Below are 22785 nucleotides of genomic sequence, written 5' to 3'. Positions count from 1 at the left end.
TAATTCTTGAATCTTAATAAAACATGAGTAACATAGTAGCCATAGTGGGCCGCCCGAATGTGGGTAAGTCTACCTTATTTAACCGTTTAATTGAAGCCCGTAAGGCCATTGTTGATGACCAGAGCGGTGTTACGCGCGATCGCCATTATGGTGTATCAGAGTGGACAGGTCATGATTTTACGGTAATTGATACCGGTGGCTATGTAGCCAACAGCGAGGATGTTTTTGAGACCGCCATCCGCGAGCAGGTGTTGATCGCGATAGAAGAAGCTTCGGTATTATTGTTTGTGGTTGATGTTACTACAGGCATTACCGATCTTGATGATGATATAGCTACTGTTTTGCGCCGCAGCAAAAAGCCTGTTTTTGTGGTAGTGAATAAGGTTGATAATACATCACAACAAATTGATGCTACTGCTTTTTATAGCTTGGGATTAGGCGAGATATACAACATCTCATCCATGACAGGCTCAGGAACCGGCGACTTATTAGACGAGGTTGTTAAATGTTTTGACGACGAAGTTTTGGAGCCTAACACGCTGCCAAAATACACCATTGCCGGAAGGCCGAATGTGGGTAAGTCATCGTTCATTAATACTTTGCTCGGGAAGGATAGAAATATTGTTACCCCAATTGCCGGTACCACACGCGATTCGATACATATTCACTACAATCAGTTTGGTCATGATTTTATGTTGGTGGATACCGCCGGGCTCCGTAAAAAAACAAAGGTAAAAGAGAACATCGAGTTTTACTCGGTAATGCGTACCATTAAAGCATTGGAAGAAGCCGACGTAGTACTGTTGATGATAGATGCTGTTGAAGGCATCGAAAGCCAGGACATCAATATTTTTCACCTTGCGGAGAAAAATAAAAAAGGCCTGGTTATCGTGGTAAACAAATGGGACCTGATTGAAAAGAATAACAAAACCACCAAAGTTTTTGAAGAACTGATACATCAAAAAATAGCGCCCTTTGTTGATGTGCCTATCATCTTTACTTCGGTAATGGAAAAGCAGCGTATCTTCCGTGCTATTGAAGCTGCCAATAAGGTTTACGAAAACCGCAATAAAAAGATCCCTACCTCAAAACTGAACGAGGTAATGCTGCCTATCATCGAAGCTTTCCCGCCGCCAGCCATCAAAGGCAAATACGTAAAAATTAAATACATCACCCAGATACAGGGCACCGCGCCAATGTTCGCGTTTTTCTGTAACCTGCCGCAGTATATCAAAGAGCCTTATTATCGCTTCATCGAAAATAAGCTTCGCGAAAACTTTGATTTTTCCGGTGTGCCGATACAGATATTTTTCAGGCAGAAATAGTAAATGTGCAGATACCTTTTGGATTCGTAAAGATTTGACAACTTGTTTGAAAGTTGTCAAATCTGACCACATGCTACTGTTTTACGTAATGTAGCGCTACGCATCCCGACTTAAATACCTTAGCGGCTACCAGTTTTAAGTTGAGTGTTTCTGTAAGCCCTTCATCTTCCATAAACCTTTTCCCTTGTCCTACAATGCCGGGATGAATCACAAAATGAAATTCATCTATCAGGCCAAGCGCCGTTAATTGGGAGCGCAGGGTCATGCCGGCGATAGAAATATTTTTGCCTGGTTGCTGTTTCAGTTTGCGTATCTCTTCTTCCAGGTTACCCCGAAGAATGCGGGTGTTTCCTTCCACGCTTTCGAGGGTTCGCGAAAAAACGATCTTCTCAACGTCGTTAACACCCTTTGCAAATTTATCGGTGCCTTCTACCCCGGTTTTGTTTTTCGCTACTTCTGTCCAGTAAGGCACAATCAGTTGGTACATTTTACGCCCGTACACCACCAGGTCAACATCTTGCGATATGTCGGCAAAATATTGGTGAATTTCTTCATCGCCATTAAACCTGGTGTGGTCGTAGCAGGCGTCGATACTGAGGTTAACGCCGAAGGTTACTTTTCTCATTGGAATTTTGTTGATTAACGTATCAAAGATAAAACACTGCAGCTATCGTCGTAAGGGCTTAATGCAACAAAAAAGGGGCGATCGTATCGCTTCGTAAAGATTTGACAACTTTCCAAAAGTTGTCAAATCTAAATCATCAAAATAAATTTTACTTGCCCGGGTGATATTTTGCCTATAACTTACACATAGTTAAAAAGAGGCTTATGGAAGATACGATAATGCTAACAGAAGCGGCGCTTGAGCGTGAAGAACTATTTATCAGTTTATACAAAAAAGTTTTCCCGGCGGCGGCTAAGTATATTGCCCGCAGAGGTGGCAGCTTTGATGACGCGAAGGATATTTTCCAGGATGCTGTAGCTGTTTATTACCAGATGGCTTGCGCATCAAACGATGGCATACACAGTACATCACAAGCTTACATTATGGGTATTGTGAAGCATTTGTGGAACAAAAAGTATCGCGAAAATAGCAGGCAGTCGCCATTGGATGAGCACACAGATGGATTAAGCGGCGAACAGGAACAGACTTTATTGTATGGTAAGATAACCACACTTATTGAAACTTCAGGCGGCAAGTGCATGGAACTACTCAAGGCTTTTTATTACGACCATTTGCCTCTGCAAAAATTAACCAAAACCTTTGGCTATAGCAGCGAACGCTCAGCCACGGTGCAGAAATACAAGTGCCTGGAGAAATTAAGAACTGAAGTTAAACAAAAACACTTAAGCTATGCGGACTTTATTGAATGAAGTGCAGGAAATAGAAGCGCATTTGCTGAAACGCAGTTCGCCGGGAGATGCTTTGGTTTTTGAGGCACAGCTTATCTTAGATGATGAACTGCAAGAAAAAGTACATTATCAACAAAAGACATATGAGCTGATCAGCTTTTACGGGCGCAGGCAATTGAAGCGGGAAATTGAAGCCGTACATCAAAAACTATTTACGCAAACGGAGTACCGGAGTTTCGCGACAAGGATATTAAACCTATTCAAAACTAAATAAACATAAGCTTATGAATATTGATAAAGAGGAGTTTCGCCGCTATGCGGTGAAGCACCACAGGATAGCTATGCACCATACTGATCGTTACATCGCGCAAGCCGAACGGGCTTTTACACCCATGGCCATGACGCCGCATATTATTGAGGAACGCCAACTCAACATAGCCCAAATGGACGTATTTTCGCGCCTGATGATGGACCGCATCATTTTTTTGGGCGTTGCTGTTGACGATCATATCGCTAATATCATACAGGCGCAATTGCTGTTCCTGCAATCAACTGATAATAAAAAAGATATCCAGATCTATATCAATTCGCCTGGGGGCGTGGTATACGCGGGGCTGGGTATTTATGATACGATGCAATTCATATCGCCCGATGTGGCTACCATTTGCACAGGTATGGCGGCATCTATGTCGGCAGTATTGTTATGCGCCGGTGCTCCCGGAAAACGCGCGGCTTTAACGCATTCAAGAGTGATGATACACCAACCATCAGGCGGTGCACAGGGCATGCACTCTGATATCGAGATAGCATTTAACCAAATATCACAACTAAAAAAAGAACTCTGCGAAATTACAGCCAAACACAGCGGGCAGGATTATCAAACCATACACGATGCCGCCGACCGCGACCATTGGATGAAGGCGCATGAAGCGAGAGATTTTGGAATGATAGATGAGGTGTTGGTGAGGGCTAATTGAGTTGTGGGTTGCATGTTTCGGGTTATGAGTTAAGTTTTTTCAGCCTGTGATCGGTGTTATCACCGTACCACAACCCTACAAATGGTGCGGTGATAACACCGACCATAAGCTGAAAATCTGCACATCTGCATATTTACTCATTAGCACATTTACCTCCTCCTCTTGACTTTCAAATAAATATTCGTATATTTGCATTCAATAAGTGCGAGGGGACAATAGTCCCCTCTTTTATTTTCAAAAAATTAATGTCGGAAAAGAAAATAGAACAACGGGTTGCCATGCTTGTCGAGGAGAAGATCGCCGACAGGCCCGACTTGTTTTTGGTGGAGATAAAAATGCTGCCTAGCCGCAAACTGATGATCTTAGTTGATGGCGATAACGGCATAGGCATTGCAGATTGCGCCGCTATAAGCCGCTTTGTTGGCTTTAAGCTGGAAGAAGAGGAAGTGATTGCCGAGGCTTATAACCTGGAGGTATCATCGCCGGGGATTGATAGTCCGCTTATCCTGCCAAGGCAATACACCAAAAACGTGGGCCGCAACCTGGGCATAAAAATGCTGGATGGCGCCAAGCGCGAAGGCACATTAAAAAGTATAGATAACGATAACATAATAATAGAAGAAAAAGTAAAGGCAGCCAAAGGCAAAAAGGTTGAGGTGGTTGAAGCCACTATCCCTTTAAGCGAGGTTGCAGAAACAAAAGTTTTAATATCATTCAAGTAAAACAATGAGCAATATTAATTTGATCGACTCCTTCCAGGAGTTTAAGGATTTCAAAAACATTGACCGCCCAACCATGATGAGCGTTCTGGAAGACGTTTTCAGAAGCATGATCAGGAAAAAATACGGCACCGACGAAAACTGTGACGTAATTGTAAACACCGACAACGGGGATTTGGAGATCTGGCGCACACGTGTGGTTATGGAAGATGGCTTTAGTGAGGATGACGACCTGGAAATCGAACTGGCAGAGGCTAAGTTATTAGATGCCGACCTGGAAGTTGGCGATGAGCATATCGAACTGATCACGCTGGAAAGCTTTGGCCGCCGCGCTATTTTAGCCGCGCGCCAAACACTGGTATCTAAAATTTTAGAACTGGAGAAAGACGAGATCTACAAAAAATATAAAGACCGCGTTGGCGAAATTGTAACAGGCGAAGTTTACCAGGTTTGGAAAAAAGAAACTTTGGTATTGGATGATGAAGGTAACGAGTTGTTACTTCCAAAATCAGAACAGATCCCTGCCGATTATTTCAAAAAAGGCGATAGCGTTCGTGCCATCATCCACAAGGTTGATATGATGAACAGCAATCCTAAAATTATCATCTCGCGTACAGCGCCTGAGTTTTTACAACGTTTATTTGAGTTGGAAGTTCCCGAGATATTCGACGGGTTGATCACCATCAAAAAGATCGTTCGCGAACCGGGAGAGCGTGCAAAGGTAGCGGTAGAATCATACGATGACCGTATTGATCCGGTTGGTGCCTGTGTTGGTATGAAAGGTTCACGTATCCATGGTATCGTTCGCGAGTTAAAGAACGAGAACATCGACGTAATTAACTACACTAACAACATCCAGCTATACATCACCCGTGCTTTATCACCGGCTAAGATCACCTCTATTAAATTAGATGATGAGAAAAAAACGGCAGCGGTTTATTTAAAGCCCGATCAGGTATCATTAGCTATCGGTCGCGGTGGCCACAACATTAAACTGGCAGGAAAATTGTCAGGTTACGAAATCGATGTTTACCGTGATGCCGATGAGCAGGAAGAGGATGTGGACATTGAAGAATTTAGCGACGAAATTGATGGCTGGATACTGGATGAGTTTAAACGTATTGGTTTAGACACGGCAAAATCTGTACTGGCACTAAGCGTTGGCGAGTTGGTAAAACGTACCGACCTGGAAGAAGAAACTATAAAAGATGTACTTTCTGTTTTACAGGCCGAATTTGAATAAGCAGAATAACCAAATTAAAACGTATTTTTGCAAAAAAGAATAAAGAGGTAATAAAATATAAATGTCAGACGACAAAAGCATAAAATTATTTAAAGCAGCAAAAGAGCTCAACATTGGTACAGGTACCATCGTAGATTTTTTGGCATCAAAAGGTTACAAGATAGAAAAACAACCTAATGCCAAAATTGAAGGCGAAATGTATGATGCACTTTTAAAAGAGTTTCAGGTTGATAAGATCATTAAAGAAGAAGCCAAGCAAATAAGCATTGGTAAAATTCGTCGCGAAGAGACAGGTTTGCCCGAGCATACCCCGGCCCCATCGCGTGCAAAAGATTTTGAACACGAAGAAATTCTGGTTAAAAACTTACACACTTTTACCCCCCCGGCACCTGCTGTTGAAAAACCTAAACCTGCGCCAGTTGTGGCTGAGGATAAGGACGATGCGGCTTTGCCAGGTGTTAAGGTAGTGGGTAAAATTGACCTGGATAATCTTAACAGTAAAACACGTCCCGAAAAGAAGGCTGAAGAAGTTGCGGCGCCACCGGCACCAAGACCCGAGCCGGCACCGGCCCCTGCACCCGTTGCAGAAAAGCCTGTGCTGCAGGAGGAGCCTAAGCCCGTTGTCGTTGAACAACCTAAGGCTGAGCCTGCTCCGGCACCTGCGCCTGTTGCTAAAACTGAGCCTCCCGTTGCTACTGCACCTGTGGCCGAGCCAGCAGCAGAAACAGCGGATGGCGGCGATGATAACGAAGTAATAAGGGCTAAGGCAGAACAACTAAGCGGACCAAAAATTATTGGTCGTATAGAGTTACCTGTAAGCCAGCCTAAACGCAACCAGCCTGTAGCATCATCAAACAGTGCTGCCGATCAAAGACGTAAACGTAAACGTAAAGATAATGCCCCGGGCCAGGGTCAACAGGGTCAGGGCCAAAGGCCGCAAACCAATGCACCGGGTCAGCCGGGTGCACCGGGCCAGCCACAAGCAGGCGGCGCGCCACGTCCTGAGTTTAAAAAAGGACAGAGCAATATATCACGTCCTGATTTCAGGAATAAAGGCCAGCAACCTACTTCGGCAGGTGGCCAAAAAGAAGAGCCTTCAGAAAAGGAAATTCAAGATCAAATTAAAGCAACACTTGCCCGCTTAAGTGGCGCAGGTAAATCGGGAAAATTTGCTCAACGTGCTAAATTCCGCCGTCAAAAGCGTGATGATGTTGCTGCAATGTCAGAACAGGATGCTTTGGATCAGGAACTACTATCAAGGGTATTGAAGGTTACCGAGTTTGTTACCGCGAACGAGTTAGCTTCGATGATGGACGTATCGGTTACACAGATCATCTCGACGTGTATGAGCCTGGGTATGTTCGTATCCATTAACCAACGTTTGGATGCCGAAACCCTGAGCATTGTTGCCGAAGAGTTTGGCTTTGAAGTTGAATTTGTTAAACCACAGGATGAAGAAGCTAACCTTAACGAGGAAGATGCTCCTGAAGATCTGATCCCTCGTGCACCGATAGTTACGATCATGGGTCACGTAGACCATGGTAAAACATCATTACTCGATTTTATCCGCAAAACCAATGTTATTGGTGGCGAAGCAGGTGGCATAACCCAGCACATTGGTGCTTACGAGGTAACATTGCCTGAAAATAAAGGTAAGATCACCTTCCTTGATACACCGGGTCACGAGGCATTTACCGCGATGCGTGCACGTGGTGCCCAGGTAACGGATATTGTTATTATTGTGATAGCTGCCGATGATAGTGTGATGCCCCAAACCCGCGAGGCCATAAACCACGCGCAGGCCGCAGGTGCACCTATTATATTCGCTTTCAATAAAATTGACAGGCCGGGTGCTAACGCCGATAAGGTACGTGAGCAATTATCAACCATGAATATTTTGGTTGAAGAATGGGGTGGTAAATATCAAACCCAGGAAATATCGGCCAAAACCGGTTTAAATATTGAGTTGCTTTTAGAAAAGGTATTACTTGAAGCTGAATTATTAGAATTAAAAGCTAACCCTAACAAACGTGCCGTAGGTACCGTTATTGAGGCAGCATTAGATAAAGGCCGTGGTATTGTTACCACCGTATTGGTACAGGCCGGTACGCTACGTGTTGGCGATCCGATTTTGGCAGGTTGCTATAGCGGCCGTGTTAAAGCCTTAACCAACGAGCGTGGCGCAAGGGTAGAATTTGCAGGCCCGTCAACACCGGTACAGGTGTTAGGTATGCAAGGCGCGCCTACCGCGGGTGATAAATTTAACTCGCTTACCAGTGAGCCTGAAGCACGCGAGATTGCCAACAAGCGTTTGCAATTACAGCGCGAGCAAGGTTTACGCACCCAGAAACACATTACGTTGGATGAGATCGGTCGTCGTTTGGCTATCGGTAACTTTAAGGAACTTAACATTATTGTTAAGGGCGACGTGGATGGTTCAATCGAAGCGCTATCAGATTCGTTATTGAAACTATCTACCGACCAGATACAGGTAAACATCATATCGAAAGCGGTAGGTCAGATCTCCGAATCAGACGTATTGTTAGCTTCAGCATCTGATGCGATCATCATCGGTTTCCAGGTACGCCCTTCGGGTGGTGCAAGGAAGCTTGCTGAACAGGAGCAGATCGATATCCGCCTTTACTCTATCATCTACGATGCGATCAACGAGATCAAGGCAGCGATGGAAGGTATGTTGGCACCAACATTTGAAGAGAAGATCGTTGCGAATGTTGAGATACGCGAAACCTTCAAGATCAGCAAGGTGGGTACCATTGCAGGCTGTATGGTGCTGGATGGTAAGATAACCCGTAACAGCAAGATCCGCATTATCCGCGAAGGCGTGGTAATTTACACCGGCGAGCTGGCTTCGTTAAAACGTTACAAAGATGATGTGAAAGAAGTTGCTACCGGTTACGAGTGTGGTTTGAACATCCATAACTTTAACAACATTGAAGTAGGTGACATTGTTGAAGCTTACGAGAATGTTGAAGTGAAGCGTAAGTTGTAACAAACAACTTACGTCGCATAATTTTATTACAAGCCCCCGAAATAGTAATTTCGGGGGCTTTTTAGTACTTATCCCCGGTACTAATGCTGACTTCCCCGTTAGTTTTCATATTGATTTCATCTGTACACTAAACCTTTGGTGATAAAAACAGTACAATAGAAATACAGCTACCTTACATGCAAAATTTGATAGATAATACCCCTGCTAAAAAAAACTACGCCTTTATTGATTCCATCCGTGGCCTCGCCATGATCTCTATCGTCGCGGAGCATTCCATGTTTATCTATCCTACCAGCTTCCAGCCGCATGATCTCACCGGGGTGCTCTCATTCGCATTTATTATACAGCTCACCAAATTTGGGACCATTAGCTTCTTTTTACTGGCAGGTTTCCTTATCGGAGAAAAATTCTCCACCTCATCAGCTTGGGAATATCTTAAAAAACGCATAAAAAACACCCTCTTCCCCTGGTTGTTCTGGTCATTAATATTTCTGTTCACCATAGTGCTTGGCAACGTAGTAGCGGCATTCAAATTTGGGAACGGGCATATGGATGCAGATTACGCCGATCAATTCATTGATCATGTTAAAATGGTTTACCTGCATTCAAGTTATTGGTTCATCCCTAATTTCCTATGCTGCATTACCATACTGCTTTTGTTTAAGCGCTACCTGTACTCTTATTATCTCGGTGCAGTTTTCCTGCTTTTCACGCTATTATATGCGGTAAATATTTATGTGGGATGGGTAGAACCGCGCCACACTACGGCCCTGCTTGGGTTTGTATTCTTTTTATGGTTAGGTGCCCAGCTAAATAAAAACCTGGAGAAGTTAGACAACTGGATCAATCGCACACCTATTTACATTTGGGTTATCCTTGTAATCATCACATTCATATTTGGCATGGGCGAAGAAGTTAACTTGTTTTATCGTGATAGTATCGACCCATATAACAGCCTGCGCATTACCAATATTTTTTACTCTATAGCGTGCTTCTTCCTGTTTTTCAGGATCAGGAAATTCGATTTCCTCGATTGGATAAAACCACGCGAAACTACCTTCGGCATTTACCTCATCCACTTTATCATAGCCTGCTCTGTGCTGCCCGAGATATTTATCACGCTAAAGCGCGATGTTAACATACTTCCGCTATGGCAGGTAATGGGATATATACTTTTGCGGTTTATCCTGATCTATGGCAGCACTTTGTTGCTGGTAATGGGCATCAACAAAACCAAATTTAAATGGAGTATCGGCCGTAGTTAAGCGTTAGTTATTAAACGTTTGCATATCTATTAGCCTGCGGTATAAGCCGTTTTTGTCAATGAGTTCGGTATGCGTGCCTTGTTCAACTACGCTGCCATTCTCCAAAACAATAATAATATCTGCATTCTGGATGGTGCTTAACCTGTGGGCAATAATAAGCGATGTGCGGTTTTGCATCAAATTGTTCAACGCATCCTGAACTAACTTTTCCGATTCCGTATCCAATGCTGATGTAGCCTCGTCCAATAACATAATTGGCGGGTTTTTAAGCACCGCGCGTGCTATACAGATACGCTGTTTTTGCCCGCCCGAAAGTTTTGATCCCCTATCGCCTATATTAGTTTGGTAACCCTCTTCGGTAGCCATGATAAAATCGTGTGCGTTGGCAATTTTTGCAGCGGCAATTACCTCATCGAGCGTTGTGCCGGGTTTGCCAAAAGCAATGTTATCAAATATCGAATCATTAAATAATATCGACTCCTGGTTAACAACGCCTAATAGCGAGCGTAATGAATTTGAAGTAAGCTGCTGTATATTTGTACCATCTATCAATACTTCGCCCTGCTGTGGCTCAATAAACCGTGGTATCAGGTCAATCAATGTTGATTTACCGCCGCCCGACGGGCCAACCAACGCTACCTTTTTACCTTTCGGGATGGTGATGCTCACATCATTTAAAACCAGTTTTTCATTATATGCAAATGATACATTTTGCAAGCTGATATTATCTTTAAAACCATCTATCGCCACAGCATCCGCGGCATCGTTAATCATTGGTTTTTCATCAACCAGTTCCAGTACACGCTCGCCCGCGGCTACACCCGAGTGTATATTGCTAAACGAGTCGGATATGGCTTTTGCCGGCCTCAACACCTGCGAGAACAGGATAATGTAAGCTATAAAGTTCTCGGCAGGCAGTTCTGATTTACCAGAGATTACCAGCGACCCGCCATATAGAACTAATGACGAGATCATGGTAACGCCCAAAAATTCTGATACCGGCGATGCCATTTGCTGGCGCTTAGCCATTGACTTACCTATTTTCGAATACCTTACATTTTCGCTGTTAAATTTGTTCTTGATAAAATCAACCGCGTTAAAGGCTTTGATGATCTTTATGCCCGTAAGAGCCTCATCCAGGTAGCTGATCATGTTACCATACGATTTTTGCGACTCGATAGCCTGTTGCTTTAAGCGCTTTACTATGCGCGAGATTATAAAAGCCGATACCGGTATCACCAACATAGAAAATAGGGTAAGCTTGAACGATATGCTGAACAGCATATACAAAAAGGCGATCAGTTGTAACGGTTCTTTAAATACAACCTGCAAGGTTGAAGTAACCGAAAACTGCACTACCTGCACATCCGATGCTACTTTTGATATGATATCCCCTTTGCGCTCATTACTGAAATATCCCATGTGCAGGTCCATCACGTTATCAAATACAGATTTACGCAGGTTAAGTAAAATATGGATACGCAGGTTCTCCATGATCCGCTGCGACAAATACCTGAACAGGTTACCCAACAAAACCGACACAACAATAACCAAACAAACTATCTTCAATGTTTGGGTAGCGCCAAATTTTAAGTCGGCAAGGTTGGCGTAATAATTAAACTTGCCCAATACATCAAACCAGTTTGAGGGGTTAAGCAATTTTGGATCGGGCGGATTTTTATTGAACAGTGTTTTTAATAGCGGCGCCAGTAAAACAAAGTTTAACGTACTGAATATAACAGAGAATATAGTGAATAAGACATACGGAATTGCAAATTTTTCAATTGGTTTTGCAAACGATAGCAGCCTGAAGTAAGTTTTCATTTAAAAGATCAAAGTCAGCAAAATTAAGGATTAGATAGCAATAAGCCTGTCATATTATCTTACTTATTGATACCGGCTATTTGCCTTTTGATAACCGGCTTACCAACGGAAACAGGTTAAGTTTTAGCACAATCAATTTAAACAGTAGTTTACGTCGGCTTAAAAGCAAGGGCAGACGTATTTTAAGGCTTTTAATAAACCTGTCGTTCTCTTCCGGGTTACGCACCTTGTAGTCACCCTTTTTATGTTTCCATAAAAAGTCTATAGTGTACCGGTAATCATCCTTAAATAACTTAGCAGCAAATGTGGGTGCATGCATCTTCACAAAAGGGTATTCGGCTATTCGTGTCCTGTTGTTCCATACTGCGGGTGGTACGTTAAGCTCTTCAAAAATATCATCATCGCATGACGCCACCTGCTTATGGTATATCAGCAAACCTTCGCTATCATCACCCATCATTTCAAACACCCGAACCGAAAGGGCTATAAACCAGTAACCCTCATTTTCATACTGTGCTATCGGGTTAAAAAGTTCTTCTATCGGCTCAACACGCTTAATGATATAGGTTGATACCTTAGGCAATGTAAAGCAGAGTTTCGCGATCCTTTCGGGATCAGTAATAACTGATGTTAGTTCATCAGAAAAGCCAAAGTCCAAATCGTGGTTACCTATGGGCTGCATAAACTCAAAACGCATCCCACCATAATTTTCACCCTTTATGCAATCAAACACTGTTTTAACCGCGCCTTCAAATACAATGTCGTCATCCCCAAAGTACCATACGTATTTACCTTTGGCCTCAGCAAAAAGGAATTTGATATTCAAATCAAACCCCAGGTTTTGCGGCTGATGAAAAACGCTGAACGCGATATCCGTGTAGTTCAGATCATCCAGCAACGCCTTCGTATCATCTGTTGAGCCATTATTACTTACCAGCAGCTCAATATCAACTGCATAGCCGGATGATATGATCTGGTCGTAAAAAAGCTTCAGCGTGGCCCCTATTTTATTCCGACGGTTATAAGTGGGGATACAAATGGATAAGATCATTTTTTTATTAAGTTTACAAAAAGGTAAATTGCAGCCGGCAAACTATTAATATCCGTCAAACAAATAGCCCGCCGTGCATATATAATCAAATATATAAATGTCTAACCAAAATACTAACAGCGCGGTTGTATCAATAATTATTGTTACTTATAACGCTGCTAAAACTTTACAAGCCTGTCTCGATAGCGTTTTCGGGCAAACATACCCGCATATCCAAATCATTGTTATTGATGGTAAAAGTACCGATGGCACTACGGAAATTATTGAAGCCAATGCCGCCAAACTTTATTACCACATCAGCGAGCCAGATACCGGCATTTATGATGCCATGAACAAAGGTATAGCCCAAGCTACCGGCGACTATATTTACTTTTTAGGTGCTGATGATGATATACTGCCCGATTTTTCGAAAATGGCCAATGAACTAACCGACCCGGCCACCATTTATTACGGCAGCGTGCTTACACGGGGTTTAAAACCGTTAGGCCCGGTATCTACCTATTACCTGGCTAAACATGGCATCATTCAGCAATCTATTATATACCCAAAAGCGGTTTTTAAAAAGTATAGTTATAACCTCAAATACAAAACCTCGGCAGATTATGCCCTCAATATGGCCTCATTTAATGATAAGGCTTTTAAACTCGTTTATCTTGATTATACGATAGCCAACTTTGCCGATACAGGGGCATCCGGCCAAAGCCTTGATCTTGTTTTCGAAAAAGATAAAGCCATGCTTGTATTAAAGAATTTTGGCTTCAGGCTATGGGTAAGATTTTTGGTGCGACGGGCTAAAGACCGCAGGCGCGCCCGCAAACACACTACATAGCCAAACACTCGTGGTATAACTGCAGGTACTGCTGTGCCGTTTTGTTCCAGTCGAACTTGGCGGCATGCTTCATAATGGCTTCGGCAGGGTTAATCGCATGGTAATGCGCTAAACCTTCAGCAAAAACTTGTTGCATAGCCTCCGGCTTAAAACTGTTAAAATAATAGGCCAGATCGCCACCCACTTCGGGTAATGATGTTGCTGTGGACAGGAAGACCGCTTTACCAAAATGCATGGCCTCAATAACAGGTAGCCCAAACCCCTCGGCTACAGATGGGAACACAAAGGCCTCGCAGTTTTTATAGTACCATGCCCGGTCATCATCGCTGATGGGACCGGTAATGATCACGCGGTCTTCGCAACCAAACTTTTTGGCCTGGTCTAACACTTTTTGCTTGTAATCTGTTTCTATGCCCGATATAATAAGCTGCAGGTTATTATCCGCCAGCAAAGCAGGCAAAACATGCGCGTTCTTTTTTGCCGATACAATACCAATGGTAAACAGAAATGGGCCTGTGGGTAAATAAGCAGGCTGGTGCCCGGCTTTTAATTCTAACTTATCCGCGCCGTTATAAATTACACTCAGCCTATTTTTTGCCTCAGGAAAATAATGCGCCACATCATTAGCCGAAAACTGCGATATGGCAACTATTTTATGGCTCTTATCAATACGTTCTTTAAGTTTTTTAAGATACAGCTTTAGCTTCTCGGGCGCTATATCTGTTTCGTGCACCTGGTTAATATCATGTATGGTCAGTATCTTTTTTTGGCTCCAAACCTTTTTTGGTTTCAGGCGCGAAAACTGGTCGGCAAAGTGGTACAGGTCAAACCGTTTCTCATCCAAAAAAGTGATCTTGTCAAATTTCTTCAGTACTACTTTCCCTACGTTATACTCATCAAACTTTTCGTTAGCATCAGCATGTACGTAGTAATTCAGGTTAAACTGGCCGTTGTTTTGCGCGGCTAACGCTTTACCCAAGCTCCTGCCAAAATAATACAGGCCCGTATTGGGGTACCGCATCGAGTCTACAGTTACCAGTACCGACGGCTTTTTATCTTTCTCCAATTATCCAGTCTTTTATCTTGTTAAAAACACTTTTCGCGCTAATGCTGTCCAGGCTATCCTGACCGCTTTCTATATGTACCGCCTTTTTACCTATTGGCCCCCACCTGCCCGCGTGTATGCGTTTTACAGATGGGAACAAACCTATAGCGTTTATTCCCGTTTCGGCGGCAATATGTAATGGACCGGTACCACTGGCAATCAAACCATCCGCATTAGCTATAAAGGTAATAAACTGCGGCAAGGTAAGCTTTCCCGTTATATCCACCACATGCTTTGGCAATTTAGTTATCCAGTCTTTCAACAGCTCTTTTTCTTTTTGCGATCCGGAAATAAATACCCGGTATTTATCCGGAGGCAATAATGTAATCAGTTCGGCAAATTTAGTAATATCCCACTCCCTGCCACTCCCTGCCGATTTTGGGTGCAGTATGATATTGATCTTATCCTTACCCAACAAAGCTGCAAATTCAGCAGGTAAAGCTTCCGCGGATCGAAAACAATAGTATTCCGGCAGCTCATTAATGGCCGGAATGTGCTTTATTCCCAATGGCTCCAGCAACCTGATATTCAGCTGCGCCTCATGCAAATCCGATTTCTTACGGCTTAGCTTTACTAATTTATTACAATACAGCCAGTGCGGTATGCGGTTGGTAGTGCCTATCCTTATTTTAATACCTGCGCGCTTAGCCAGGTCGGCAATAGCCTTTTTGGGATAAACGTGAATGATGGTATCTATTTTCAGCTCCTTCAGTTTTTCAATCTGTTCGGATAGCGCCAGTTTTTCTAACTCGTCATAGTTTAAAAAAGTATCCACAGCAGTGCAGCAGTTTATCACCGGGCCGGTATACGTTCTACCCAAAAATGTGATCTTGCAATCAGGGTGCATTTTTTTAAGATAGCCACACATAGGTAGTGTAAGCACCACGTCGCCAATGGCATCGGTACGGCTAATGAGGATATGTTGGCCCGTGCTCACTTAATCAGGTTGTAATTTTTGTACTCACTAATGCGCCAGCCTGTTAGCTCCTCTATAAACTGCAGAAACCGCCTTCGCGCGCCCATTTGCTTCCTTATCTTTTTCTGATCGATGTTCAACTTCCAGTTAGCCGCGGCAACCCTTTTCTTCATCACTTCGGGGTGTGTACCTGTAAAGGTGATCAGCTTATCGGCATTGCCATAGTCAAAATCGTACGATTCCGGTTCTGGTGCCGTCCAGCCCTCGCCCTGGTAAAAATGGTCGAAGTTGTGCATTTTATTGATGATGCCTTTCGGCGGTTTTACCCAGCCGTAATGGTAAATGTAGGCATCTATCAGCTTAACGTTCAGTTTGCGGCCATCTATCCTGAAGCCCTGTGCATCGCGGTAAGCATGCACAGCTTTGTTATTTCTTACAATCCGTATCTCGCGCCTGTACCACCGGCGCGAGTGGCTATAGTAATCGTACGAGCCATAAAAATGTTGGTATTTAAACAGCAGGCCCTCTACTTCCTTATCATGTAAAGTATCCTCCATTTCCTTTTTAATGGTATCAAGGTATTTTTCGTGTACGCACTCATCACCCTGTATATAAAATGCCCAGTCGGCATCGGCACTTATCGCCGCGAAGGCTTTATCGGTTTCTTCGGCAAACACCGCCCCGCCCTCACGCTTGCTTTCATCCCAAACGGTATGAATGATCCTGATCTTTGGCGAACCTATGGTTGCTATCAGTTGCTCGGTTCCGTCATCGCATTTGCCAAGGGCCACAACAAACTCATCGCATAGTGGTAGTACAGAGGTTATGGCCTCAACAACCGGGTAATCATTTTTTACTGCGTTCCTGATAAAGGTAAAGCCCGCTACTTTCATTTACTACAATTAAATAGTAAAGGTAAGCACACGGGCCAAACTACAACAAATTTATTACATCATTTACAAAACCCCCGTTGATGGTTTCCTTTTATACCGCTTGTATCCAAACACAGCAACAATTATGAAAAGTAACAATACCCAAATGTTCGCTATAGCTATCAACCCTTCATCAAAAATAACCCATCCATTTATAAACGCATTTCCCAGCCTTTTAGTGAACGGTAAGCTATAAGCTAATGCATCGTCATTTGCAACCAGTTCTTTGGTTACGGTATTATTTTGATAGAACTTTAAGCCAACAGTACTGTATTTAACCGCATCTTCTACGCGTCGGATATCCATTTGCTTATCAACACTTGCACTTTTTTGAGCAAGCAGGTCGTCAATATTATTTGCCTGCTTTTGTTTTGCGATCAATTCATCGCGATTAGGTGCTTTAAGGTGAGATGCCAATAAGTCTAATGTTTTATCCTGTATGTCCATATTGCTCGTGTCAACAAATGCTGCCATGTGGCCAACCTGGTTCATAAAGTCTTCCATCCGGTCAGATGGTATTTTTACCGTCATATCAGCACTAACATTATAGGATGAAAGACGCATTGTGGAATCGATACTGGCAGCGACTTCGGTACTATGCTGTATTGCTGTTACCAATGAATGATGCATTACAGTGCCTTGCAATGCTGCTGTTAATACTGAAATTGCCTCTCCGGTGTGTCGCACATCTTTAACTTTAAAATGCATATCTGCCACTTTAAGCAGTTTGGGCATCCCCGGCTCAGTGCTATTGTTTGATACAATAGCTGTCGTATCGGCAGATGCAGTTTCGTAGTGATGTGATTTATTACCGCTGCAGCCGGCAATAAAAAAAAGGCATAGCAATCCACCCCAATAAAATAGCTTGGTTTTCATAATTTTTAAAGTTTAATGGTTTATTATTAATGCGTTATAAGCTAAAAGGTAACCTTACGAAAACCGGGTAACTGAATTATTACCGAGTCGTTTTAAACTAAATGGCTGTAACACACCTCTAAAACACTAAATTTACAATACCAATTTAAATCGCTTATTCATGAAAAATAATATCAGCCTGCGGGCGATACTTACCTGTTCGGCACTATTGCTTACCCAAATAGTATCCGCACAGGATAATAGCACCTTTAAGTTTACACAGATAAACCCCGGCCCTTTTGCAGATAACGCCGGACACTGGTATTCTATTTCCGATAAGCACAACATGATAAACGCCCTCCCCGGCAGGCCAAAATATAAACCTACCGAAATAACCAACATTGCCGATAACATCCTGCTGTTCCAAAAGGCAAATGGCGGCTGGCCTAAAAATTATGATGTATTTGCCATACTTAACGATGCGCAGAAAGACAGTGTTGCAGCTGCCAAAAATACCCTTAATACCACCTATGATAACGGCAGTACCTATACGCAGATAGCGGCACTTGCAGGCGTTTATACAGTTACCCAGGTTGAAAAATATAAGGACGCGGCATTAAAGGGTTTCGATTATATATTGGCTTCGCAATATAAGAATGGCGGTTTCCCGCAATATTACCCGCTCGAAAACAATTACAGCAAATACATTACCTATAACGACGGCAATTTTGAGGGCATTATGCGCTTGCTGAAGGACGTTGCGGATAACAAACCACAATATACCTTTGTTGATACTAAACGTCGTGCTACACTAACCGAAGCCTATAATAAAGGGCTCGATTGTATCCTTAAAACCCAGATAAAAGACGATGGTAAACTGACCGCCTGGTGCCAGCAGCACGATGAGGTAACCCTGCAACCTGCCTGGGCACGCAAGTTTGAACCGCCAAGCATTTGCAACGGCGAAAGCGCTAACCTGGTTACCTTCCTGATGACTATTGACCATCCTTCAAAAGAACTGGTAGCTGCGATACAGGGCGCGGTATCATGGTTTGAGGCATCTAAAATTTACAACACACGCGTAAAGACCATCCCGGCCGAGCGTATGCAAACGCCTTTCCGTGTATCAACTGCCGACAGGATAGTGGTTGAAGAGCAAGGCGCGCCACCTATCTGGACACGCTACTACGAGTTAAAAACCCACAAACCATTGTTCTGTAACCGCGATAGCAAAGTTGTTTACTCCCTTGCCGAGGTTGACCGCGAGCGCCGCGATGGTTATGCATGGTATACATACAACCCGCAAAAAGTGCTAGATACCTATCCCGCATGGCAAAAAAAGTGGGCACCTGATAACGATGTGCTGAAAAAGTAAGCTATTATTTAAGCCGCGCTTTTTCTGAATTTGGCCGTAAAATCGTGAACTATCTTTTTGGTTACCCGTTTAAATATCTTCCCATCATAAAATGGGATGAATTTCCAGTAGCCATTATAGTTGAATACCCATTTTAGCAAGCCCTTAATATCCCTGTGCTTAATGCAGCGTCTGATGTCGCGGTCAAATATCAATACTTCAACCCTCTTGGATGAGGTAGTTTTTGACGGCATAAAGCTGATGTTGCCCTCCATGATCCGTTTAATACCGTCCGAAAAATCGTTCTCTGTAAAGCGCGAATATGGCATCCAGGCGTTGGTACGTGCATCCAGCTCTATCAGGTAATACATTTGCCTTTCGGGATGATATATGTACTGTATGCTGGCAAAACTGTTTAACCCAATGCTTTTCCCAAGCGTTTTAAGCAAGGCTGTTATCTCATCATTTTGATAGTACCGCCTGCGTGTAGTGAACGAGAAACGGTTATACATATACGTCAAAACCTCGGCGCAATTGTAGGTTATCAGTTCGCCATCTTTAAATAAAGCTTCCAAACCAACATCTTCACCTTTTATAAACTCCTGCAAAACCAGGTTTTCCTTTACCCGCACTTTGCTCAAACATTCTTCAAACAGCGCAGGCTCTTCGCAATAATGCACCCCAATGCCCGAAAAACTAAAGTCTTCTTTCAATAAGATAGGAAAATGAAGCTGCTGCTGAATGTATCCGATATCATGCTCTTCAGAATAATTGATAAACCGGGGTGTGGCAATCCCATACTTATTGCAAACATTGGACAGCCCCATTTTTGATGATAACAGTTCCCTGTTCTCAATTTTAGTAATGGGCAACAACTTTTTGAACATCCATTCCGAGGAGATGGAATCGTTTAACAGTTTTACAACAATATCCTCCAATAGTACCACCCAATCATAATAGCCGGGGTCTTTTTCTATCAGCGCTACCAGGTCGTTCTTAAATGTTTCGTGGTCATCAACGCTTTCTATCCAATTATCATAGTATTTGTTGGATAACAGCCACGACGCCTTGTCGCAAAAAACATCAACCTGGCAACCCGCCCGTTTAAACATAAACGGTATTTCCCCTGTCGAGTCAAAAAAGCTTGCTATAGAAACCAGTAAAACTTTATACATATAACTTGTTAACGCGTAAAGTCAAAGCACGGGGTTGCTTATCAGATCATCCTAAATTCCTGGTCAAGATATAGATATTTCTTGATTAATTTTCTGCTTTTACCTTCTTAACGGTTAAAATATCCTGCCCGGTTGCATCGCCCTGCTCCTGCAGTTTGCCAAAGGCGGCGGCGGTAGCATAATCAACTATTTCCTGAGGTTTGTTTTGGTTGTAGAAACCGTATATCAAGCCTGCCATAAAACAATCTCCGCTACCCGATCGGTCAACCACACCGGCGCAACTAAAATCGTGCGAGTGGTATTGCTGCCCATTGGTGTACAGGCTGGTGTAATACAACAAATGCTTATCATCACTATCAAAACGGAAGGTATTGGCTACCGTTTTAACTTTGGGGAACATACTGATGATCTGTTTGGAAGTTTCTTCGGCATGAGCTAAATACGCGGCTTTACTTTGCTTGCCGTGTATGTGCTCGTCAATATCCGTCCCTAACAAATGGTTAGCACTCCATATATTGCCCATTACCACATCACAATGCTCCACCAGTTTGGGCATAATTTCAATGGGTTGCTTACCATACTTCCACAAACGTGAGCGGTAGTTCAGGTCAACCGATATGGTAATTCCCTTGCGGGATGCCGCCTCAACAGCCTCAAGGCATACATCTGCAACGTTCTGGTTCAATGCCGGACTTATCGCTGTAAAGTTAAACCACGATACATCTTTCAGCACCTTATCCCAGTCTATCATCCCGGTTTTGAGTTCCGAGAATGAGGAGCGGTCACGGTCATATACCATGCTGCCTTTCAGATCGGCGCCGCGCTCCAGGTAATACACGCCGATACGGTTCCCGCTGAACAGTATCGACGATGTAAATATCCCTTTGTATTCTAAATAATCTATCAGGTGGCGCGACATGAAGTTATCGGGCAATACCGTACAGTACTTTACCGGCACGTTCCATCCCGCCAAAGCGGTGGCCGCGTTGGCTTCGGCGCCACCCATGTATAATAAAAAAGGATTTTTGTCCGACGCATCATCTGCCGCAGGCGAAACCCGCAACAACAACTCGCCGAAACATAAAACCTTAGTTATCATACTTAAAAGCCGAAATAGTTTTTAGCGTTATAGTAACAAATGTCCTGAACAATTTTGCCCAGCCATTCAATATCGTACGGTAATTCGCCGTTCTCTACGTCTTCAGCCAACAGGTTACACAATAACCTGCGGAAATACTCGTGGCGAGGGAACGACAGGAAGCTGCGCGAATCCGTCAGCATACCTACCAAACGGCTCAATAAACCCATGTTCGATAGCGCGTTCATTTGTTTGGTCATGCCGTCTTTTTGATCCAGGAACCACCAGCCCGAACCGAACTGTACCTTACCAGCTACCGATCCGTCGTTAAAGTTACCTATCATGGTGGCCATTAACTCGTTATCCGCCGGGTTTAAGTTGTATAATATGGTTTTAGCCAGTTGGTCGGTGGAATCTAATTTGTTCAAAAATTTCGACAGCATTTTAGCCTGGCTAAAATCACCTATCGAATCCCAACCGGTATCAGGGCCAAGCTTGTTCAGCATACGGGCATTGTTGTTACGCAGCGCGCCTAAGTGGAACTGTTGTACCCAACCTGCCGCGTGGTCCCAGTGTGCGAAATGAACCAGCATAGCCGATTTAAATTGCAGCATTTCATGGTAACTGATGGCCTCGTTTGCACGTATCTTATTATAAATAACTACGATCTCGGCATCGGTATAATCCTCGGCATAAATTTGCTCCAAACCATGGTCGGATACTTTACAGCCGTTATCAACAAAGTACTGGTGGCGTTGCTTTAAAGCAGCTAAATACGCGTCGAAGGTGTCAACGGTGATCCCGGTTATGGCGGCTACTTTATCAATATAAGCGTTTAAGCCGGGTATATCATCGGCAGCCATCGCTTTATCCGGGCGGAATGAAGGCAATACCTTGGTTTCAAAGCCATCGGCAGCTATCTTTTGGTGATGCTCCAGGTTATCAATCGGGTCATCTGTAGTACAGATCACCTTTACCTTCATTTTTGTAACCAGGCTACGGATGCTGAACTCTTTGGTTTGCAGCTTAGCGGTACAGGTATCATATATCTCTTTTGCATTTTTTCCCGAAAGGATGGCATCTACACCAAAATAACGCTGCAACTCTAAATGTGTCCAGTGGTATAATGGGTTACGCAGTGTATAAGGCACAGTTTCGGCCCATTTTTCAAACTTCTCAAAGTCGCTTTTTTTACCGGTAATGTAATCTTCGTTCACACCATTGGTACGCATGGCACGCCATTTATAATGATCACCATATAACCAGATCTGGGTAAGGTTTTCAAAGCTGATATCATTAGCTATCTGATCCGGTGGCAGGTGGCAATGGTAGTCAATGATAGGCATATCCTTCGCATAGTTGTGATACAACTTAATAGCGGTTTCCGATTGCAGTAAAAAATTTTCGTCTAAGAACTTCTTCATTGTGTTATTCAATTTCACCGATGAGAGTTGATTTCACCGATTATATATTAAGGGTATTTATTATCATTTTCGCAATACCCATCTAAAAAACCATGGGTATCCTTGGGTATTCATGGGTATTTTTCGATTAATTTACCCATGTCAATTATCAAATTCTCAATTATCCTCACCTAAACCTTCTTTTTGGAGAAGGCCGGATTGAGGCCAACACATGGGTATTTATGGGTATTTATGGGTATTTTACACACGCATCACCCACCATGTCATTGCGAGCCGCTCCTTCAACGGCGTGGCAATCACTGAGGCAAGTCTCGAACTATGTATGTCGTCAACCTGCCCCAGTGATTGCT

The 22785-nt window shown here is 43.4% G+C and carries 20 protein-coding genes; 10 read left to right on the top strand and 10 right to left on the bottom strand.

All coding sequences use genetic code 11. The features are described from left to right. Window positions 1-23: 23 nt before the first annotated feature. Complete coding sequence (gene der, locus KXQ82_RS01930; protein WP_219486300.1) at window positions 24-1325, top strand: ribosome biogenesis GTPase Der; 1302 nt, start codon at window positions 24-26, stop codon at window positions 1323-1325. A 73-nt stretch (window positions 1326-1398) separates the two neighbouring features. Here der and KXQ82_RS01925 read toward each other — a convergent pair whose 3' ends face one another. Further along, window positions 1399-1950 (bottom strand): dihydrofolate reductase family protein, encoded by a 552-nt coding sequence (locus tag KXQ82_RS01925; protein WP_219486298.1) that lies wholly within the window; start codon window positions 1948-1950, stop codon window positions 1399-1401. Between the two features lie 203 nt (window positions 1951-2153). Between KXQ82_RS01925 and KXQ82_RS01920 the strand changes: the two genes are divergently transcribed. The 7 genes from KXQ82_RS01920 to KXQ82_RS01890 all read left to right on the top strand — a co-directional run bounded on the left by KXQ82_RS01920 (window position 2154) and on the right by KXQ82_RS01890 (window position 9892). Beyond that, the gene (locus tag KXQ82_RS01920) at window positions 2154-2699 is read left to right on the top strand and encodes an RNA polymerase sigma factor (RefSeq protein ID WP_219486296.1); all 546 of its coding nucleotides are present in this window, start codon (window positions 2154-2156) and stop codon (window positions 2697-2699) included. Next, window positions 2680-2952, top strand: a complete 273-nt coding sequence (locus tag KXQ82_RS01915) for a hypothetical protein (RefSeq protein WP_219486294.1) — start codon at window positions 2680-2682, stop codon at window positions 2950-2952. Before KXQ82_RS01920 ends, KXQ82_RS01915 begins: the two co-directional genes overlap by 20 nt. A gap of 10 nt (window positions 2953-2962) precedes the next feature. Then, the gene (locus KXQ82_RS01910) at window positions 2963-3655 is read left to right on the top strand and encodes an ATP-dependent Clp protease proteolytic subunit (protein ID WP_219486292.1); all 693 of its coding nucleotides are present in this window, start codon (window positions 2963-2965) and stop codon (window positions 3653-3655) included. Between the two features lie 245 nt (window positions 3656-3900). Further along, window positions 3901-4377 carry a ribosome assembly cofactor RimP gene (gene rimP, locus KXQ82_RS01905; protein ID WP_219486290.1) on the top strand — a complete coding sequence of 159 codons (477 nt, stop codon included), beginning with the start codon at window positions 3901-3903 and terminating at the stop codon, window positions 4375-4377. Window positions 4378-4381: 4 nt separating this feature from the next. Beyond that, a complete protein-coding gene (nusA, locus tag KXQ82_RS01900) occupies window positions 4382-5617 on the top strand; it encodes a transcription termination factor NusA (RefSeq protein WP_219486288.1) in 1236 nt (411 codons plus the stop codon). A gap of 61 nt (window positions 5618-5678) precedes the next feature. Further along, a complete protein-coding gene (gene infB, locus KXQ82_RS01895) occupies window positions 5679-8627 on the top strand; it encodes a translation initiation factor IF-2 (RefSeq protein ID WP_219486286.1) in 2949 nt (982 codons plus the stop codon). Window positions 8628-8803: 176 nt separating this feature from the next. Next, window positions 8804-9892, top strand: a complete 1089-nt coding sequence (locus KXQ82_RS01890) for an acyltransferase family protein (RefSeq protein ID WP_219486284.1) — start codon at window positions 8804-8806, stop codon at window positions 9890-9892. 3 nt (window positions 9893-9895) lie between these two features. Here the strand turns inward: KXQ82_RS01890 and KXQ82_RS01885 are convergent, their stop codons facing one another. Further along, on the bottom strand, window positions 9896-11716 hold the full coding sequence (locus KXQ82_RS01885) for an ABC transporter ATP-binding protein (RefSeq protein WP_219486282.1): 1821 nt from the start codon (window positions 11714-11716) through the stop codon (window positions 9896-9898). Between the two features lie 76 nt (window positions 11717-11792). Continuing rightward, a complete protein-coding gene (locus tag KXQ82_RS01880) occupies window positions 11793-12767 on the bottom strand; it encodes a glycosyltransferase family 2 protein (protein WP_219486280.1) in 975 nt (324 codons plus the stop codon). Window positions 12768-12864: 97 nt separating this feature from the next. Here KXQ82_RS01880 and KXQ82_RS01875 point away from each other — a divergent pair, with 97 nt between their 5' ends. Next, on the top strand, window positions 12865-13596 hold the full coding sequence (locus KXQ82_RS01875; RefSeq protein ID WP_219486278.1) for a glycosyltransferase family 2 protein: 732 nt from the start codon (window positions 12865-12867) through the stop codon (window positions 13594-13596). Here the strand turns inward: KXQ82_RS01875 and KXQ82_RS01870 are convergent. The 4 genes from KXQ82_RS01870 to KXQ82_RS01855 all read right to left on the bottom strand — a co-directional run bounded on the left by KXQ82_RS01870 (window position 13589) and on the right by KXQ82_RS01855 (window position 17425). Then, on the bottom strand, window positions 13589-14662 hold the full coding sequence (locus tag KXQ82_RS01870) for a glycosyltransferase family 4 protein (protein WP_219486277.1): 1074 nt from the start codon (window positions 14660-14662) through the stop codon (window positions 13589-13591). The two genes, KXQ82_RS01875 and KXQ82_RS01870, sit on opposite strands and share 8 nt — an antisense overlap. After that, a complete protein-coding gene (locus KXQ82_RS01865; protein ID WP_369412410.1) occupies window positions 14649-15638 on the bottom strand; it encodes a glycosyltransferase family 9 protein in 990 nt (329 codons plus the stop codon). The genes KXQ82_RS01870 and KXQ82_RS01865 overlap by 14 nt, the downstream gene beginning before the upstream one ends. Continuing rightward, window positions 15635-16510 (bottom strand): glycosyltransferase family protein, encoded by an 876-nt coding sequence (locus KXQ82_RS01860; protein ID WP_219486275.1) that lies wholly within the window; start codon window positions 16508-16510, stop codon window positions 15635-15637. Before KXQ82_RS01860 ends, KXQ82_RS01865 begins: the two co-directional genes overlap by 4 nt. Before the next feature lie 63 nt (window positions 16511-16573). After that, on the bottom strand, window positions 16574-17425 hold the full coding sequence (locus KXQ82_RS01855) for a DUF4349 domain-containing protein (RefSeq protein WP_219486273.1): 852 nt from the start codon (window positions 17423-17425) through the stop codon (window positions 16574-16576). 160 nt (window positions 17426-17585) lie between these two features. Here KXQ82_RS01855 and pelA point away from each other — a divergent pair, with 160 nt between their 5' ends. Next, window positions 17586-18779 carry a pectate lyase gene (gene pelA, locus KXQ82_RS01850; RefSeq protein ID WP_219486272.1) on the top strand — a complete coding sequence of 398 codons (1194 nt, stop codon included), beginning with the start codon at window positions 17586-17588 and terminating at the stop codon, window positions 18777-18779. A gap of 8 nt (window positions 18780-18787) precedes the next feature. Here pelA and KXQ82_RS01845 read toward each other — a convergent pair whose 3' ends face one another. The 3 genes from KXQ82_RS01845 to uxaC all read right to left on the bottom strand — a co-directional run bounded on the left by KXQ82_RS01845 (window position 18788) and on the right by uxaC (window position 22435). Continuing rightward, window positions 18788-19933: an ATP-grasp domain-containing protein gene (locus KXQ82_RS01845; RefSeq protein WP_219486271.1), complete on the bottom strand. Its 1146-nt coding sequence runs from the start codon at window positions 19931-19933 to the stop codon at window positions 18788-18790. Between the two features lie 85 nt (window positions 19934-20018). After that, window positions 20019-21032 carry a sugar kinase gene (locus KXQ82_RS01840; protein ID WP_219486270.1) on the bottom strand — a complete coding sequence of 338 codons (1014 nt, stop codon included), beginning with the start codon at window positions 21030-21032 and terminating at the stop codon, window positions 20019-20021. Window positions 21033-21034: 2 nt separating this feature from the next. Beyond that, window positions 21035-22435 carry a glucuronate isomerase gene (uxaC, locus tag KXQ82_RS01835; protein WP_219486269.1) on the bottom strand — a complete coding sequence of 467 codons (1401 nt, stop codon included), beginning with the start codon at window positions 22433-22435 and terminating at the stop codon, window positions 21035-21037. Window positions 22436-22785: the final 350 nt, after the last annotated feature.

The sequence above is a fragment of the Mucilaginibacter rivuli genome (assembly GCF_019391655.1).
In the GTDB taxonomy this organism is placed as follows: domain Bacteria; phylum Bacteroidota; class Bacteroidia; order Sphingobacteriales; family Sphingobacteriaceae; genus Mucilaginibacter; species Mucilaginibacter rivuli.
The sequence above is the reverse complement of the archived record's forward strand: the minus strand, read 5'-3'. Positions and strand labels throughout refer to the sequence as shown.